15 protein-coding genes, 1 tRNA gene and 1 other RNA gene are annotated in these 17,987 nt (G+C 46.0%); 8 read left to right on the top strand and 9 right to left on the bottom strand.

From position 1 onward, the window contains the following. Nucleotides 1-91: 91 nt before the first annotated feature. Genes ACFSRY_RS15360 through ACFSRY_RS15350 form a run of 3 tightly spaced genes read right to left on the bottom strand, consistent with a single transcriptional unit; the run spans nucleotide 92 to nucleotide 2,435 of the window. Nucleotides 92-700, bottom strand: coding sequence for a bifunctional nuclease family protein (locus ACFSRY_RS15360; protein ID WP_377509592.1), 609 nt, complete (start codon nucleotides 698-700; stop codon nucleotides 92-94). Between the two features lie 14 nt (nucleotides 701-714). Next, on the bottom strand, nucleotides 715-1,692 hold the full coding sequence (locus ACFSRY_RS15355; RefSeq protein ID WP_377509589.1) for an electron transfer flavoprotein subunit alpha/FixB family protein: 978 nt from the start codon (nucleotides 1,690-1,692) through the stop codon (nucleotides 715-717). A 2-nt stretch (nucleotides 1,693-1,694) separates the two neighbouring features. Further along, entirely contained in the window at nucleotides 1,695-2,435 is a 741-nt protein-coding gene (locus ACFSRY_RS15350; protein ID WP_377509586.1) for an electron transfer flavoprotein subunit beta/FixA family protein, read from the bottom strand. Between the two features lie 67 nt (nucleotides 2,436-2,502). On the opposite strand from ACFSRY_RS15350, the gene ACFSRY_RS15345 reads away from it, so the two are divergent. Continuing rightward, nucleotides 2,503-2,835 (top strand): tetratricopeptide repeat protein, encoded by a 333-nt coding sequence (locus tag ACFSRY_RS15345; RefSeq protein WP_377509583.1) that lies wholly within the window; start codon nucleotides 2,503-2,505, stop codon nucleotides 2,833-2,835. 168 nt (nucleotides 2,836-3,003) lie between these two features. Here ACFSRY_RS15345 and ACFSRY_RS15340 read toward each other — a convergent pair whose 3' ends face one another. Beyond that, a complete protein-coding gene (locus tag ACFSRY_RS15340; RefSeq protein ID WP_377509580.1) occupies nucleotides 3,004-6,447 on the bottom strand; it encodes a pyruvate carboxylase in 3,444 nt (1,147 codons plus the stop codon). Between the two features lie 304 nt (nucleotides 6,448-6,751). On the opposite strand from ACFSRY_RS15340, the gene ACFSRY_RS15335 reads away from it, so the two are divergent. The 6 genes from ACFSRY_RS15335 (at nucleotide 6,752) to ACFSRY_RS15310 (ending at nucleotide 12,407) form a co-directional block, all read left to right on the top strand. Next, the gene (locus tag ACFSRY_RS15335; RefSeq protein ID WP_377509576.1) at nucleotides 6,752-7,471 is read left to right on the top strand and encodes an SDR family NAD(P)-dependent oxidoreductase; all 720 of its coding nucleotides are present in this window, start codon (nucleotides 6,752-6,754) and stop codon (nucleotides 7,469-7,471) included. A gap of 44 nt (nucleotides 7,472-7,515) precedes the next feature. After that, on the top strand, nucleotides 7,516-8,817 hold the full coding sequence (locus tag ACFSRY_RS15330; RefSeq protein ID WP_377509573.1) for a cryptochrome/photolyase family protein: 1,302 nt from the start codon (nucleotides 7,516-7,518) through the stop codon (nucleotides 8,815-8,817). 116 nt (nucleotides 8,818-8,933) lie between these two features. Further along, a complete protein-coding gene (locus tag ACFSRY_RS15325) occupies nucleotides 8,934-9,776 on the top strand; it encodes a DUF2279 domain-containing protein (protein ID WP_377509570.1) in 843 nt (280 codons plus the stop codon). Between the two features lie 135 nt (nucleotides 9,777-9,911). Next, the gene (locus tag ACFSRY_RS15320) at nucleotides 9,912-10,865 is read left to right on the top strand and encodes a Smr/MutS family protein (RefSeq protein ID WP_377509567.1); all 954 of its coding nucleotides are present in this window, start codon (nucleotides 9,912-9,914) and stop codon (nucleotides 10,863-10,865) included. Between the two features lie 54 nt (nucleotides 10,866-10,919). Next, nucleotides 10,920-11,313: RNase P RNA component class A (rnpB, locus tag ACFSRY_RS15315), an RNA gene on the top strand. A 101-nt stretch (nucleotides 11,314-11,414) separates the two neighbouring features. After that, the gene (locus ACFSRY_RS15310) at nucleotides 11,415-12,407 is read left to right on the top strand and encodes a hypothetical protein (protein ID WP_377509564.1); all 993 of its coding nucleotides are present in this window, start codon (nucleotides 11,415-11,417) and stop codon (nucleotides 12,405-12,407) included. 70 nt (nucleotides 12,408-12,477) lie between these two features. On the opposite strand, the gene ACFSRY_RS15305 is transcribed toward ACFSRY_RS15310, so the two are convergent. The 3 genes from ACFSRY_RS15305 to ACFSRY_RS15295 all read right to left on the bottom strand — a co-directional run bounded on the left by ACFSRY_RS15305 (nucleotide 12,478) and on the right by ACFSRY_RS15295 (nucleotide 14,025). Continuing rightward, nucleotides 12,478-13,194, bottom strand: a complete 717-nt coding sequence (locus tag ACFSRY_RS15305; protein ID WP_377509561.1) for an SIMPL domain-containing protein — start codon at nucleotides 13,192-13,194, stop codon at nucleotides 12,478-12,480. 150 nt (nucleotides 13,195-13,344) lie between these two features. Further along, nucleotides 13,345-13,677, bottom strand: coding sequence for a hypothetical protein (locus ACFSRY_RS15300; RefSeq protein ID WP_377509558.1), 333 nt, complete (start codon nucleotides 13,675-13,677; stop codon nucleotides 13,345-13,347). A 72-nt stretch (nucleotides 13,678-13,749) separates the two neighbouring features. Beyond that, entirely contained in the window at nucleotides 13,750-14,025 is a 276-nt protein-coding gene (locus ACFSRY_RS15295) for a hypothetical protein (RefSeq protein WP_377509555.1), read from the bottom strand. Nucleotides 14,026-14,221: 196 nt separating this feature from the next. Between ACFSRY_RS15295 and ACFSRY_RS15290 the strand changes: the two genes are divergently transcribed. After that, a tRNA-Glu gene (locus ACFSRY_RS15290) sits at nucleotides 14,222-14,293 on the top strand. Between the two features lie 316 nt (nucleotides 14,294-14,609). On the opposite strand, the gene ACFSRY_RS15285 is transcribed toward ACFSRY_RS15290, so the two are convergent. Next, on the bottom strand, nucleotides 14,610-15,422 hold the full coding sequence (locus tag ACFSRY_RS15285; protein WP_377509552.1) for a CPBP family intramembrane glutamic endopeptidase: 813 nt from the start codon (nucleotides 15,420-15,422) through the stop codon (nucleotides 14,610-14,612). A gap of 501 nt (nucleotides 15,423-15,923) precedes the next feature. After that, on the bottom strand, nucleotides 15,924-17,951 hold the full coding sequence (locus tag ACFSRY_RS15280) for a heavy metal translocating P-type ATPase (protein ID WP_377509549.1): 2,028 nt from the start codon (nucleotides 17,949-17,951) through the stop codon (nucleotides 15,924-15,926). Nucleotides 17,952-17,987 lie beyond the last annotated feature (36 nt).

Raw genomic sequence — 17,987 nt, 5'->3', positions numbered from 1 at the left:
AAATTTGCCAAAAGTAAGCCTATTATCTAATAAAACAAAAAGTCCTGCACCGTTTGGTGCAGGACTTTCCTGAAGTAAGTTCTATGTTAAATCAGTTACGTTTATTTAACTCATCACGGATCTTGGCGGCCCGCTCATAGTCCTCTTTTTCAAGTGCATCATTCAGCATCTTATTTAGCTCATCCGTAGATGTTTGGCTCAAACTCTCTTTGGAGCTCGATGATGAAGTTGTAGACGAAGAGCTGCTTTTCACAGTCATCTCCTCGCTTTCTTCCTCTTCATCTTCCAAATCGCTAAGAATTATACCAGCCTCCGATAACACGCTCTCTACGGTATAGATAGGAACGCCAAAGCGTAAACCTATCGCAATAGCATCAGACGGACGTGAGTCCAGCTCAAAATCATTTGTACCATTGGTACACATGATTTTTGAGTAAAACACACCTTCCTTCAGATCTGAGATCAGTATCTCAGTTACCTTCACATCCATCTGCTCCGCAAACGATTTAAAAAGGTCGTGCGTTAGGGGCCGGTTAGGATTAATTTTTTCGATCTGAATAGCAATGGACTGGGCCTCAAACATACCAATAATAATCGGCAGTCGTCGGTTTCCGTCTCTTTCTCCCAAAACCAAGGCAAACGATCCCGTTTGTGATTGGCTGGAGGAAAGGCCAAGTATCTCTAACTGAATTTTCTTCACAGTATCTTCTAAGTCTATTTGTCTAAAGCTTTCGCAGCTTCAATTAATTTAGGAACAACCTCAAAAGCATCTCCAACTATACCATAATCGGCAGCCTTGAAGAATGGTGCTTCAGGATCCTTATTAATAACGACAATAACTTTAGAAGAGTTAACCCCTGCCAGGTGCTGAATTGCACCAGAAATGCCGATTGCAATGTACAGGTTAGGGCTTACAGTTATACCAGTCTGACCAACGTGCTCGTGGTGAGGTCTCCAGTCCATATCAGACACTGGCTTAGAACAGGCAGTAGCAGCACCAAGTGCTTTCGCCAGATCCTCTACCAAATGCCAGTTCTCAGGCCCCTTCAGACCACGGCCTCCAGAAACAACTACTTCAGCCTCTGGTAACAACACCCCACCATCGGTATCCTGCATTACTGTCTCTTTTGGAGCAGCAGCAAAATCAGCATCAGCCAGATCAGCAGAAAGCTTTTCTACAGTAGCAGAGCCACCTTCGTGTGCAATTTCGATAGAGTTCTTCTTAACCGCGATGATTTTCACATCAGAAGAAAGCTCCACATCGGCAAATGCTTTACCTGAAAACACACCACGTGTAACTACAAAGTTGTTACCATTTATGGTTGGCAGCGCTGTCACGTTAGTGGCAAGCGAGCCACTAAGGCGGACAGCAAGTTTAGAACCCACAGCCGCACCAATGTTAGTGTTTGAAAAAACCAGCACTTTGGCATCTTCCTGCTGTGCCGCTTTTGCGATTACCTTCACATAGGCATCGGCAACAAACTGCTTCAAGCGGTCATCGGCATCATATAATACCTTATTTATACCTTGCTCACCTAATTTGGTAAGGGCATCTTCGTGAACTTCGCCGATAGCTACGGCAGTGGCTGTTGTGCCTAGCTGCTTTGCTATTTGACCTCCGTATGATGCAGCCTCTAGTGAGGACTTTTTGATCTCTCCGTTCAGACCTTCTACAAATACTAATACAGACATAGTTATAGTACTTTAGCTTCGTTTCTCAATAATGTAATTAGTTCTCCTGCATTCTCAGGATCAATCATCTTCACGCCACCTTTTTTCTCCGGTTTGCTATACGAGTCGATGCTTGTTTTTGCTTCTGCTCCTACAGGCTCTTTTACCGTTAAAGGCTTTGTGCGTGCCGTCATGATACCGCGCATGTTCGGGATACGTGGCTCAGACATTGGTTGCTGGGCGCTGGCTACGAATGGTAGCTTCACCTCTACAACCTCTTTACCACCTTCGATTTCACGCTCCAGGCGGGCAGTGCTGTCATCGATCATATCAAGCTTGAAGGCTGGCGTAACAGAAGGCATGCCGAGCATCTCTCCTACCATGTTGTGTACCTGGAAACCATTATAGTCGATGGACTCTTTACCCATCAGGATCATGTCGTAGTTGTTTTCCTTAGCTACTGCAGCAATTTGCTGCGCAACAAAGAAAGCATCTTTCGGATGTGCGTTTACACGTATGGCATCGTCTGCACCAATGGCAAGCGCTTTGCGGATGTTTGGTTCAGTATCAGCTTCTCCTACGTTCAAAACAGTTACAGTGCCACCCTTAGCCTCTTTTAATTCGATAGCTCTGGTCAGTGCGTATTCATCCCAGGGATTGATAACAAACTGAACGCCGTTTTTGTCGAACTCTTTGTTATCTCCCGTGAAGTTGATTTTTGAAGTAGTATCGGGAACGTTACTGATGCAAACTAATATTTTCATGGTTAGAAATGTTAGCTTATTAAAAGTTAAATTTGTGCGAAGTTAGTTAAAATATAGCCAAATCGAAATGTCTCAAAACAGATTAGAACAACTTTTCAAGTTCCTGGAAGAGGACCCCAATGACGCTTTTACTTTATACGCCATTGCTACCGAATACCGCAACACTGACAAGCAGAAAGCGATGGAATACTATGAAAAATTACTAGCCGAACATGAGAACTACGTCGGTACGTATTACCACGCAGCCAAACTTTACGAAGAGTTTGGACAGAACGATGTAGCAGAACGCATCTATAAAAAAGGAATGCAGATTAGCCGCCAAGAGGGCAACATGCATGCTTTCTCAGAGTTGCAGCAGGCCTATAACAAAATGATGGGCCTGGACTATGAGGATGATTAACATCCAACCGCTTGCATCAAAAATAGTATGCATGCAGCATATTTACAAGTACTACTTATAAAACTCTTCGCAGCGAATTTTGTTGCGATTATTTCGCATTGCTGGCAAGAGTATAAGTAAATCAGGAGGGCAAACAGCGTTTTTCCCTGTAAAGCCCTCCTGATTATGCTATGACAATGTCAGAACCAGGTCATCTGTATTCACCATCGCCCCTTCTGTTAAGTGTATTGCCGACACCTGTGTGTCTTCCGGAGCAGTGATAGTTGTTTCCATCTTCATGGCTTCGATGATGAAAAGCGGCGTATTCTTTTTTATCGGTTGCTCTTTCTCTACCAGGATCTTCGACAACAGTCCCTGCAGTGGCGCACCTACCTGCTTTGGGTTCGCTTTGTCTACCTTCTGATGCTGCACCTTTTCCACCTTAACTGACTTATCACGCACTTCAATGTTTCGTGTCTGTCCGTTTAGTTTAAAAAACACGGTGCGCATGCCATCCTCATTCACGGGGCCCATCGATTGGTATTTGATTACAATAGATTTACCCCGGGCAATGTCAATGATTGCCTCCTCCCCGTGCTGCAATCCATAAAAGAAAAGACGGGTAGGTATTTTGGACACATCACTGTAAAGCTCATAATGCTCATGGTATGCCTCGTATACTTTAGGGTATAGCTGGTATGAAAGAAACTCCCTAAAGCTGCAATTTTCCCCGAACCTTTTTCTGAACGCGGCAAACTCCTTGTCGAAATCTACTGGCTCCAGGTGTTCATTTGGTCTGTCAGTAAACGGCTTATCATCCTTCAGCACAATTTCCTGCAGTTTCTTCGGAAATCCACCTACTGGCTGCCCCAGATCTCCCCTGAAGAAAGATTGCACCGACTCAGGGAAAGAAATTTGCTCCCCACGCTCCAGCACATCCACTGTGGTCAGATCATTGGACACCAGGTATAAGGCCATATCACCTACCACCTTAGAACTCGGCGTTACCTTTATCACATCTCCAAACAGCTGGTTTACTTCTGCATAGGTTTCTTTTATAAGTTCCCATTTGTCTCCCAAACCTAAGGCAATTGCCTGGGGACGCAGGTTGGAATACTGTCCTCCCGGAATCTCATGGCGGTAAACTTCTGCTGTACCAGCCTTCAACCCGGACTCAAACGGATAATAATACTCCCGGACTGTTTCCCAATAGTTAGAGTGCTTATTCAGGCTTATCTGATCAAATTCCCGGTGGCGCTCATGGGTGCGCATCATTTCCACAACAGAGTTGAAATTCGGCTGCGACGTTAACCCGGACATGGAGCCAAGTGCCACGTCTACCACGTCTACTCCTGCCTCTATTGCTTTTAAATAAGTAGCAGCCTGAATAGAGGAAGTATCATGCGTATGTAAGTGAATTGGTAGTTTAACCGTATCACGCAGGGCCGTAATTAGCTCAGTGGCAGCGTAAGGTTTCAGAAGCCCTGCCATGTCTTTTACTGCCAGTACATGTGCTCCTGCATCTTCTAACTGCTTTGCAAGCTGCAGGTAATACTCCAGCGTATACTTTGTTTTCTTCGGATTGAGGATATCACCTGTATAACAAATAGTGCCTTCGGCAAGACCTTTGGTGCGCTTGCGAACAAAGTCGATGCATGGCTCCATGCTCTTCATCCAGTTCAGGGAGTCGAAAATGCGGAAGATATCTACCCCTGTCTCCCACGACTTCTCTACAAATGCCTCTATCAGATTATCTGGATATGCCTTGTAACCAACGCCATTTGAACCACGAAGCAGCATTTGCAACAGGATATTCGGAACCGACTTTCTAATTTGTGCCAGTCTCTCCCACGGATCTTCGTGCAGGAAACGCAGGCAGACGTCAAAAGTAGCTCCACCCCATACTTCCATACTGAACGTCTGGGGGTGATCTTTGGCAAAACCTTCTGCTATTTTAAGCATGTCAAATGTACGCATGCGCGTAGCCAGCAGGGACTGATGGGCATCCCGGAAGGTGGTATCGGTATAGTGAATCTGCTTGTCGTTACGAAGCCATTTAGAGAACTCCTCCGGTCCCAGTTCAGTGAGCAGATCTTTGGTGCCCTTCTGATAAGGCTGCTGCAGGTTACTGCCGAAGAATGTTGGCTTCCGTAGCACTTTGTCCTTATCAGGATGCTTTACATCCGGGTTACCGTTTACAATCACATCCCCCAGGAAGGAAAGCATTTTGGTAGCCCTGTCTCTACGCTTTTTAAATACGAACAGCTCCGGATGGGTCTTGATGAAGTCTACGGTATACTCACCTGAAATAAATTCTGGGTGGTTAATAATGTTTTGCAGGAATTGAATATTCTGCTTCACACCCCGAATTCGGAATTCATCCAGAGTACGTGACATTTTCATGGCGGCGTGGCGTAAAGTAGGTGCATGCGCAGACACTTTTACCAGCAGGGAATCAAAGAAAGGAAGTATTTTGGCTCCCTGGTACACACTGCCCTGGTCGAGGCGAATACCAAATCCTCCCGCGCTCCGGTAAGCTATTACGGTGCCATAGTCAGGCTTGAAGTCATTTTCCGGATCTTCGGTAGTAATACGGCACTGTATGGCCACGCCGTTTGCGCGAACCGTATGTTGCGGACCAAGTAAAATCTCCTCGTTATCCAGGTTATAACCATCGGCAATGAATATCTGTGTCTTGATCAGGTCAATGCCGGTAATCATCTCCGTTACGGTATGCTCTACCTGAATGCGTGGATTAACCTCAATAAAGAAGATATTGTTTGAGTGCGGTTCCACCAGGAACTCCACCGTACCCACATTATTGTAATTTACAGCTTTACATATTCTGATAGCATAGTCATAAAGCTTCTGCCGCACTTCCTCATCGAGGCTTATGGCTGGAGCCACCTCCACCACCTTCTGAAAACGACGCTGCACTGAACAGTCACGCTCGAACAGGTGGGTAATGTTGCCATAGTTGTCTGCCACGATCTGCACCTCTATGTGCTTCGGGTTCTCAACATATTTCTCCAGGAACAGCGTATCATCTCCAAAAGCTTTTCCCGCTTCATTTTTGGCCTCAAAAAAACCTTTCTCCAGCTGCTCATCATCCCGGATAACACGCATACCACGGCCACCACCGCCAGCAGCTGCCTTCAGCATCAGCGGGTAACCGATACGGTGTGCCTCCTCCAGTGCCGTGTCATAAGTATTCAAATCAAGATCATTGCTCTGAATAATAGGCACTTCACAGCTTAAGGCCACTTTCTTTGCAGCTATCTTATCACCCAGGGAGGCCATAACCTTTGGTTTAGGACCTATAAAGATGATACCATTGTCAGCACATCTTTGGGAAAAGTGCTGGTTCTCCGAAAGGAAACCATACCCAGGATGTATGGCATCTACTCCGTTCTCCTTGGCAACTTGTATGATTTCGTCAATATCCAGGTAAGGCTGTAAAGGCTGGTTTTCTTTTCCAACCTGATATGCCTCATCGGCTTTGTAACGGTGAAGGGAGTAGCGGTCTTCGTAGGTGTAGATAGCTACTGTCCTGATATTTAACTCCGAACAGGCACGCAATACGCGTATCGCAATCTCGCCACGGTTCGCGACAAGAACTTTTTTAATATTCATAGTAAGGTGAGATGAGAAATAAGTTTTACCATTGAAATAAAATAACCTGCGGTAAGTAGCTCTTCTGCAGATTTTGGCTTAAAAACAGGAAACAGAATATTAGTGCTGGTAAATATTTAGCCCTGACAGCAAATAATACCTGATTTTCCTCCAGAAGGTTATAATTCAATTTTGGCTATACTTTTACCTCCCCCACAGGTTTCATACATACTATTCAGGCACCCTGTAAATATATTTAGGCAATCAGAGAAATGGCCCCAGAACAAACAGCTGTCAGGCAGGTTAAAAGGTAAAACAGCCGCATATGAAACTTAAAGACAGCAATATTTTAATTATAGGAGGCACCTCAGGAATAGGTCTCGAAACAGCCCGTCAGTTAAAAGAAAACGGGGCAAACGTTATAACGGCATCCCGGAAAAGTTCAGAAGAAGCTGAAGCTCTCGGATTGCAGCACATCACTTTAGACGTGATGCAGTTTGACAACACCTTTACAGGCCAGCTCCCTGAAGTTTTACATGGTCTGGTGTATTGCCCCGGAAGTATAAAGCTAAAGCCTTTTGAGCGCCTGCAGGTGGAGGACTTCCGCAACGACTTTGAGTTAAACGTTTTAGGAGCTGTACAGGTATTGAAAGCCGTCATTCCTATACTAAAGAAAGCTGAAGGAGCCAGTGCTGTTCTTTTCAGTACCGTGGCGGCTCAAATCGGCATGCCTTATCATGCCTCTATTGCCACAGCTAAAGCTGCCTTGCAAGGCTTAACTGTGGCACTTGCTGCCGAGTATGCCTCTGCACAGATTCGGTTCAATGCAGTGGCGCCTTCTCTTACCGCGACTCCCCTTGCTTCTACCTTGCTCAGTACCGCAGAAAAAACAGAAGCTGCCGGTAAGCGGCACCCATTAGGTAGGGTTGGCCAACCACAGGATATGGCCTCTGCCGCCGTTTTTCTCTTATCTGAACAATCCAGTTGGATGACCGGGCAGGTATTGCACGTGGATGGGGGAATGAGTACCGTTAAGCTTTTGTAAAACATCCTTTTTCACCAATTTTCTTCACCAGAAATAACTTAAAAATGTGTTTGTTTTGGTTCCGCCGTGACCTGCGCCTGCACGATAACGCAGGGCTATATCATGCCCTGAAAAGCGGGCAAAAGGTTCTGCCTTTTTTTGTGTTTGATACAGACATACTTAACAAGTTGGAAGACAGAAGTGATGCCCGTGTCACGTTCATTCATAACGCCATTTCAAATCTGCACGGGGAACTGCAGAAGCTTGGCAGCACCTTGCTTGTGAAGTATGGCAAGCCAAGTGAAGTTATCAAGGAGTTACTCCAGGGGTATGAAGTAAAAGGTATTTACTTAAACCATGACTACGAACCCTACGCACGCAGGCGTGACGCGGAAATACAACAACTGATGTGGGATAGTGGGTTAACTTTCAATTCATTTAAAGACCAGGTCATTTTTGAGAAGGATGAAATCATGACAAAAAGCGGGACCCCCTATAAAGTATACACTCCCTACAAAAACGCCTGGCTAAAGGCTTTTGAACCAGAAATGGCACAACCGTTTTCAGTTGAAGATGAAAGCAGTAGGTTCCACCCCCACGAGAAGACACAAGTTATAAAGCTGGAGGAAATGTGCTTTAAGCCTTCAGCTATTAAAGTACCAGATCCTAACCTTGCTAATGATACCTTGAAAAGGTACAAAGACACACGGAACCTGCCAGCTTTGGATGCTACCTCAAAAATAAGCCCTCATTTACGTTTTGGAACCCTTAGTGTACGACAAGCCGTAAAGCTCGCGCTGAAACACAACGACACCTGGTTACAGGAGCTTATATGGCGGGAATTTTTCATGCAGTTGCTTTACCATTTTCCAGCATCTGCAGAAGAAAGTTTCGCTCCAAAATTCAGGCACATTAACTGGCGAAACAATGAGGAGGAATTCCTGCGGTGGTGCGAGGGAAAAACTGGTTTCCCACTGGTGGATGCGGGGATGCGGGAATTAAATACAACTGGCTTCATGCACAACCGGGTTCGGATGGTTGTGGCCAGTTTCCTGGTAAAGGACCTGCTCATAGACTGGCGGTGGGGAGAGGCTTACTTTGCGCAGAAATTACTGGACTATGAGATGGCAAGCAATGTTGGTAACTGGCAGTGGGCCGCTGGAACCGGTGCAGACGCTCAGCCATACTTCCGGGTTTTTAACCCCGATAGCCAGGTAAAAAAATTCGACAAAGAATATGCGTATATAAAACGGTGGGTTCCCGAATATGGCACAAGTTCCTATCCTACACCCATGGTAGACCATGGCATGGCACGCGACAGAGCCATTTCCACTTACAAATTATCTATAGCTCAAACACAGGAGTAAACTCTAGAGCCACATATAAACAGCTAAAATCAAGTTTCATGTGTATCTTTGGCACAATGCTCCGACGAATTATACTTATACTTTGCATTTCGCTTCTCTGCCTGCCTGTAAAGAGTTTGGCGCAGCAAGTTGAACCTGATACGGCAACGATAAACAAAAAAAGGCTTGTAGCTTTAAGCAGTACTTTTGCCCTTGGCTATTCTGCCTTATTGGTTTCACTCAATAAAGCATGGTACTCAAAGGAGGAACGCTCCGACTTCCACTTTTTCGATGACAACAGCCAGTGGAAGCAAGTGGATAAAGTGGGGCATTTCTGGGGTGCATTTCATGAAAGCAGAGCAGGCATCGACATGCTTCGATGGGCGGGCTTGCCTGATCAAAAAGCCATACTTCTAGGCGGACTTACGGGAATCCTGTTACAAACACCAATTGAGATATTTGATGGTTACCAGACCGAATATGGTGCATCGGTAGGTGACTTGATTGCAAACACGGTAGGTTCTGCCACTGTAGTTGCCCAGGAGCTAGCCTGGAACGAGGTTCGGATTATGCCAAAATATTCCTTTCATACTACCCGCTACGCAGACATGCGCCCGAACGTGCTGGGCAGTTCTTTAGGTGAGCAGGCGCTTAAAGACTATAACGGGCAGACCTATTGGCTCTCAGTGGATGTGGCGGCTTTTTTGCCGGAAACCTCCAAATATCCAAAGTGGCTGAACATAGCAGTAGGTTATGGTGCAGAAGAGATTGTTTACAACAGCGCCAGCGGCAATGAAGCACTAGGACTAGATGCTCATCGCCAGTACTACCTCAGCCCGGACCTCAACCTGATGCATTTCAAGGGGCGAAGCAAAATCTGGAACACGGCCCTGTACGTGCTCAGCATAGTAAAAGTGCCAGCCCCGGCACTGGAATATAACCGAAAAAGCGGTTTTAAATTACACGCCCTTTACTTCTAAACGTACCTGAATAAAGGATTTCCTTTTATACCTTGTACCTTTACTGCTTTCTTAAAGTATAGTTGAGAGAAGTAAGTACAGCAGAACAGGCTTAACCAGAGAAATCTCAGCTTTATAACTCAATCATCGAAAATTATGAACGTAGGAGACAGAGTGCGTTTAATGTCCGGACGAGAGGAAGGCATTGTTACACGCATTTTAGATAATAACATTGTAGAAGTTGCCATTGACAACGACTTTACCATACCCGTTGCACGCCGAGAAGTAGTGGTTATAGCACCGGAAGAAGCCAAGTTCCTTAAAAAGGATGATTCAGCTATTCAACCTTCGAAGAGAACTGAGCCTGTTGCACCGGTTTTAGCAGCACAGGGAATTTACCTGGCGCTGGTGCATCAGTCTGAAGAGCTGTTGGCTGTGACAGTTGTGAATAACACAGATTATGATGTGCTTTTTACATCAGGTGAAGACCGTGAGAACAAGTACCGTGGTTTGCAAAATGACAAACTGTCTCCTAAATCCACCCGTGTCATCACCCACTACCACCTGAAGGACTTCGAAAAATGGCCGAGCCTGCTGGTTCAGTTTATCCAGCACCGGAACGGCAGCCCTACGCTTTTTGAACCGGTAACGAAGCGCATACAGTTCAGAGCCAACTCTTTTTACAAAAGCAAGAGAACGGCACCAGTGCTTAACAAAGAAGCTTACCTGTTCCAGCTAGACCAGAAGCCCACAGCCGTGAACACCGATAAAATAGCAGAGCAACTCATTGAAGCCACTGCCAGGCACGAGAGTTTTAAACTGCAGGCGCCGGAGCACGAGATCGATCTGCACATAGAGAAATTAATAGAGGACCACAGTGGCATGAGCAACAGCGCTATCTTAAAGCTTCAAATGGAAAAGTTTCAGGATGCTTTAGACAGAGCCATGGCTGCCAATATGCATGAGATTGTTTTCATACATGGTGCCGGCAATGGTGTGCTGCGCAAAGAGATACAGAAAGCCCTTAGCCGCACACCTGGGATTAAATATTTTGAAGATGCCAAGAAAGAGAAGTTTGGCTATGGCGCTACGCTTGTAAAGCTGAAATAGCTAAATCCGAACCTACATAGAAAAGGTTTTGTTACCTTTGCAGTACAAAATTTAACAGCAAGCCGTCTTATCGCTGCTCCTTTACGGGAGGAGAGGAAAGTCCGGGCAACATAGAGCATCCTACTTCCTAACGGGAAGGGGCTTTTCCGGAGATGGAAAAGCTACAGCCAGTGCCACAGAAAATAACCGCCGGCAGCAATGCCGGTAAGGGTGAAAAGGTGCGGTAAGAGCGCACCAGCGGCTGGGTGACCAGTCCGGCTGGGTAAACCTTAGGAGTTGAAAGACCAAATAGGCTGGCAGCGTCCTGCTTCGGCAGGGCTAAGGGCTGCTCGTCCGATGCCAGTGGGTAGGTCGATGGAGCCTGTGCGTGAGTGCAGGCCTAGATAAATGATAAGACGCACGCCCTTGGGCGTAGCGACAGAACCCGGCTTACAGGCTTGTTGTTAAATTTTATTTTTCTGGCTCCTCTCCTTATAATCTCAATAAACTCTTTATTCGGAACTAGCTTCTACCTTCCTTATCTTTGCAGCATAATTGCAACAATTCATCATGCTTGATCTTACTTTATATGACCCGTTCGGAAACATGCAGTTCACAGACACGAACTGTTTCCTGTGCGGCACAATCATCACACACGAACATCGTACACCAGTCTTTGGAGAATGGCTGCAGGACAAGTACAATCTGGGTAAAAAAGAATTATTGCTGCTTGATAAAAGTGTTACCACCTTCAGCCAACTTACCATACCCTGCTGCGATCATTGCCACACGCACTATGTGCTACCATTAGAAGCAGAAATAGAGGAAGCTGCAAGCAACGGCATAACCGGCCTTCAGGCACTGAACCAGCAGAAGGTTTTTCAGTGGATTGGGAAAATGTACTATGGCACACTTATAAATGAGCTAATAAAAGAGGCGAGCCCATACGTAACGCCTGAGTATGCCGTAAGTGAAGACCCTAAAATGCTGGGTAAATTCAGATCCTTTTTTCAGGTGCTGCAGTCAATGCGCGTGCCAATGGTCTTTTCAGATTTCCTGCCCTGTTCTCTCTTCTTTGTGGAAGTAAATCCTGCTGAAGATGATCTTCCTTTTGAATACCAGGATGAGTTAACAACCATGGCGTTCAGTATAAAATTAGGCTCTTTAGCCATTATATGTACACTGCTCGACAATGGTATTATTGGCAGGGCGCTTGGAAGGTTAAGTCAGGTAACCGAGGGCCAGCAGCTACACCCAATCCAGTTAGCGGAGTATAAGGCACGAGTTTTCTATGCGGCTTATATTTTTAACGTAGTACCAGAGTACTTTATCCGTCCTGTAAAACCAGAGGATGATCATTTAGTACTGGATACCCTGATAGACGACGTTACAAATGAAATTTTTAACCCGTGGGATATGACCGCTTATGCACACATGCTAGAAGAGATGTTGAAACCATGGGGGATCCGGGAACAGGAAATCCTTCAGAACCCAAGGCAGCCTCTGAGCTTCCTGCTTACTGAAGAAAATACCTTCAGACCAATGGAGAAGCTGGAAAGGTAATTTTGATAGCTTCAAACAAAAGAGGCGCCTGCTATAGCCAGGCGCCTCTTTTGTTTAATTGCATGCTCTTCTACTCAATTATAAAGCTTACATCTACAGTAGAAGTTATTACCAACTCGCCAGCGGAAATGGAAGGGCCACCTTGATCTGCGTATCCTGCAGATGCCTCCTGCAAAGCCATTTTATACATCGGTCTTGGTCCGCCACCAGGCATACTATCATTAATTGCATACACACGGCCAACTTTTGCTCCAAGCTCGGATGTTAAAGAAGTAGCTTTCTGCTTCGCATTGGAAACAGCTTTCTTCCGGGCTTCTGCCTTATACTTCTCCATATCGCCTACCTGAAAACTAACTCCATCAATGCGATTGGCACCAACTCCATATAAGCCTGAAATGATCTCATCATACTTATTCAGCTTTTTGATCACCACCGTCATTGTTTTCATGGCCATATAAAAATCCGGAGAGGTCTTTCCATACTCCCCCCCATTGTAAACAGGATGAAGGGTGACATAAGAAGTTTGAATATCCCTGGCATCAACTCCCTGCTTTTTCAGGTAGTTGATAATAGCAGCTGCTTTTTTGTCTGTTTCATTCCGGGCAGCTTCTAAAGTTTTCTCGCGCGTTTCAACCCCAAGGTTTACCACAACCTCAGTGGGCTGCACTCTTACCTCTCCCACCCCTGTAACACTTACAAGCGGGGGTAAAACCTGTTGCTGCTGCGCCTGCACCTGTAAGGCTCCCAACACTAATACAAGGAGGAGAATTAATCTTGTCTTTTTCATAATCGGTAGTTTTTTAGTTTCACTTTTATAAGGAAGCTCCTAATGTATAGAGATTCCCTATATAATAGGTTTATCAAATGTTGTACCATAAAAAAGACCCTGGCTTTGTTAACCAGGGTCTCTTCTTTATTTTAGTATTCAGAGTGCGCTCTACGCCTCCTGATACTCAGAATCATCTTCGCTATACCGAGCCAACAGAACTGCTCCTATTGTTAAAGCACCCGCAGCTAGAATTAATTGTGCGGTGGTCAGCTTCTTTGTTGCTTTCAGAATGATGTTACCAACATCGTGCATCAACTCAGGAAGCTTGTCGTGGTGGCCCTGAAATACATGCATGGCAGATTCCACTGTTCTGGACATGTCATGTGGCTGCAGGACTTTTAATACACTTTCATTATCCTTTTTTTGCTGATCCTTGTTACTGTTACCGCTATTGTTGTTTTTTTCGCTGTTATTTTGATTTTGTGATGTGCTGTTTTCCATAGTTATCTGGTTTTTTCAAGTTTTTTGAACAGTAGTTACTTATACGGTGCAATACGTTTAAAAGGTCCGGAATCAGGCTAAGGGCCTTCCTCCATGCTGCACAATCAGCTCTGTCATACGTTGCTGTAAGGAGTCAGCACTTAACATCATGCTTGCCGGAAACCCTACTTTTAGTTCGTCTATATCCAGCGTCTCAGCACCAGGATCATAGTTGTAATTACCTGAAACACCTTTCTCATTAAAACTCCCGCTGTTTGCCTGTAAAGATAGCCCCATTTGTTGCAGACGATCTTTTAGCTGATCGAAAGCCTCTGGCTTAACCCCTGTATATTGCAGTCTTCTACTCATTTTTTTCGTTTTTACTTTGTTATAAAATTGTCTAACGCAAGAAGCCTTTAATGGTTGAAAGTTACAAGGCCTGCCTTTTGTACTAAAATTTACTGGTTGATTTTCAACCACTTTTAACAATCTCTTAAAAAAATAAAATGCTGCCTATTGCGGATAAAAAAACACCCGTTATATTTGCACCACAATCAGACAGAACGGCCCGTTCGTCTAGGGGTTAGGACGCCAGATTTTCATTCTGGTAACAGGGGTTCGATTCCCCTACGGGCTACTGAAAGGGAAAAGTGATCATTCGCATCGCTTTTCCCTTTTTCTTTTTTCGCTAGGTAGTTGTTTACTTCGCTGGAAAGGGCGAAAAAGCCATTGACCCGCTGGGTTCGATAAGCCTCCATTTCACGGTCATAATACCCCCCTCTGTAAACATCATCGCCTGCCGTCTCCTTCTGCTAAGGCCTTGCATAAATGCCGACCAAATTAAACTCCACCTAAAGGAAAATCCTTGCCCGCTTCCATATTGTACACCAGTTCAAGGATATACTACAGCTAACTTAGGAACACAGAGTCAAGCGAAGCTTTAGGCTATGTGTTCAAAATCTAATAAGGGCTGCCTTCTGTAACCATTCTTCTCTATCAACGCGCTTCAGCAAAAACCAACCTGCCCCTATGAAAATTAGGCTCATTCCAATTACGACGCCTAGGGTTAATACCACTGTTGTTAAAGTGGGTACTGCTGCAACTGCTTCCACCTCACTCAGCGCACTGGCACCATTCGTGAAATCCACCAGAAAGTGAATAAAGACTGGCACAAGAATGTTTCCCGTTCTCAGTAGCATACATGCAAAAAAGAAACCTATTCCGGTAGCGAATATCACGGTGTTTGTAACGCCCCAAACATTCTCAGGGTGCCTGATCAGCCCCACCAGGTGAACGGCACCAAAAAGCAGGGAAGAAAGCCAGACTGCCTTTATAATCGGCTGCTTCTTGTTCGCAAAATGCAGGATCAGCAGTGGAAAAACAATTCCCCTGAAAAGCAGCTCTTCCATAATCCCGATCAGGGCCTGCCCAATGCCAAACAGGAGCAGTATGGATGGCGTTGTTGCCAGGTAAAACCCATAGCTGGAATAAGAGAGAATCAAAATAATAGCAACAGAAAGGAGCAACAGCTGAGCATTGGATAAAGTGAAAGGCTTCAACCCATTGAAGGGAAGCAGTCGCTTCTGGAGGACAAAAAAACTCAGACCGATGACAATCAAGACTCTCACAGTCGAATCGGCCAACAAATTGCTGATTAAAGGCCTCTCAACTATAGGAAGTAAGCTCGCTTCCAGGGGTACCCTCAGAGCTAGCACCATCAAGGAAACAATGATAAGAAGAAATGAATAAGTAAATGCTTTAGTCATAGTTCCCGAATTTTAAATGGATGTAGGTGTAACTCTTTTAAAGGCAGCAGGACCATTACTTATAACTTAATCATGATGGGCTGCTACTTTCTAAATATCTGAGAGAAATGTACATTTCCCGTTTACTGCAAAAAAATTAATTATACCAACGCCCGGTTTAAGTCGACCTAAACTGCGTGAAGGCCTCCTAGCTATGGTCTGGGTAAGAGAGACTTGAATAGCTGATAAGAGTAAATGAATAGAAAATAAAATGAACAGCAGGCTCTAATAGGTACAGCAGGGTATTTTAATCCTACACCCCCACCACAATGACAAGAGCCGCTTCCATGCAATGGTGCGGCTCTTTTTGTTTTACAGTTTCCTTCTTAGCCTGAACAAGGCCTGCACTGTCTCTCACAAATGCTTTGCAGCTTAACAGGAAAACGAGCTGTAATTAGAGGAATACCTGTACAACCCCTCTCCGACTTCTCATCTGAAGCCTTTGAGTGTTGGTTCAAGCTACTAGTCAAAGGACATTCTTTGTATGCGCACGGCGTTCAGAATTGCAAGAAAAGCTACACCCACATCGGCGAATACCGCCTCCCACATGGTGGCCAGACCACCGGCACCAAGAATCAGCACGAGGGCCTTTACCCCAAAGGCCAGGGCAATGTTCTGCCACACAATTTGCCTGGTTTTTTTGCCAATGTTGATGGCTGTAGCGATTTTGGAAGGGTAGTCTGTCTGGATAACCACGTCCGCCGTTTCGATGGCTGCGTCGGAACCCAATCCGCCCATGGCCATACCTACATCCGCCAAGGTAATTACGGGTGCATCGTTGATGCCATCCCCCACGAAGGCAACGGTTCGGCCCTCTGCCTTCAGCTTCTCCACATGGCTCACCTTATCCTGAGGGAGAAGTCCGCCATAAGCTGCGTCCAACTTCAGTTCGGCTGCCACTTTCTGGACAATAGAGTCTTTGTCACCGGAGAGCATCACCAGCTGCTTCACGCCTAGTTCCCGCATGCGCTGCACGGCTAGCGGCGCATCTTCTTTTGTTTTATCTGCAATGGTAATATAACCAGCGTAGGCACCATCCACGGCAACCAGCACAATGGCCTCCACAATGTCACGCACGCCAGGGTCGTAGCTCACGCCATACTTCTCCAGCAAGCGGCTATTGCCCACGAGCAGTTGCCTTCCGTCAACTTCACCTTTCAGACCATGTCCGGGTATCTCTTCCACCTGTCCTACTTGATGCTTGTTAAATGCTGGTCCTGCCTCAGCCACTATCGCCTGAGCAATCGGGTGTGTGGATTTACTCTCGAGCGCGGCTACTGCCGTCAGGAACCAGGCTTTATCCTCCATCAACGTCTCTACCTCCCGCACCTGGAAGACACCTTCTGTCAGTGTGCCGGTCTTATCCATCACTACTGTGTCTACCTGCGTCATCAGGTCCAGGAAGTTCGACCCTTTAAAGAGCAACCCATTCCGTGACGCCGCACCGATACCCCCAAAATAGCCTAGCGGAATAGAAATCACCAGCGCACAAGGACAGGAAATCACCAGGAAAATCAGGGCCCGGTACAGCCACTGCTGAAAGTCATACACCTCCACAAAGAAGTAGGGGATAAAGATGAGCCCCACGGCCAGGAAGAAGACAATGGGCGTGTATACCTTGGCAAACTTGGTAATAAACTGCTGCGTTTTGGCCTTACGCGTACTGGCCTCCTCCACCAGCCGCAGGATTTTAGACAAGGCACTGTTCTCGTAGGCAGAAGTCACCTTAAGTTCAATTACCCGATCCAGGTTAATCATACCCGCCAACACGGTCTCACCTTTTTCCTTTGTGTCTGGTTTTGACTCTCCGGTAAGAGCGGCGGTATTAAAGGAGGAGCGCTCGGAGAGCATCTCCCCGTCCAGGGCCACTTTCTCGCCAGCTTTCACCTGTATTACATCCCCCACCTGCACTTCTCTTGCCTTCACAGTAGTGATACCCTGTTCTGTCAGCAAACCCACCTCATCCGGCCTGTTGTCTATAAGCGCCTTGATGGAACGGCGGGAGCGCAGCACAGCCGCCTCCTGAAAATGCTCCCCTATCACGTAGAACAGCATCACGGCAACACCCTCAGCATATTCCCCTATATAAAAAGCGCCCAAGGTGGCCATGGTCATCAGCAGGAACTCATTAAAAAAGCTGCTCCTGATGCTCCGGATAGCGTGCCACACCACGCGCCATCCTACCAACACATAGGAAATGCCATACACGATCAAGCGCACGTAGCCCGTAAACCAGGGCGTATCCAAATAATCGAGCAACAGGCCGGCCAAAAGCAGGATCAGGCTAATAGCTGTCGGGATGTAGGAAGACTTTGCTTCTTCTTCCGCCTCTTCATGTTCCTCTGCTCCCTTTACTTTAGTTCTACCGTCAAGGGAGCAGCACTCTGCTCCTACATTAGGTCCGGGAGCCTCCGCAGTACGGGGAGAAGTGATCTCCAGGGGCTTAAAGTCTTCTTCTATATTTTCGTTCTCTTTCTTTGTAGATTTCATTTGAATCAAATTAGACTTGTTTAAAAAAAGCTTTTT

Origin of the sequence: Pontibacter locisalis, assembly GCF_042684605.1 — a bacterium.
GTDB classification, from domain to species: Bacteria; Bacteroidota; Bacteroidia; order Cytophagales; family Hymenobacteraceae; genus Pontibacter; species Pontibacter locisalis.
This window is presented reverse-complemented; position numbering and strand designations above follow the sequence as displayed.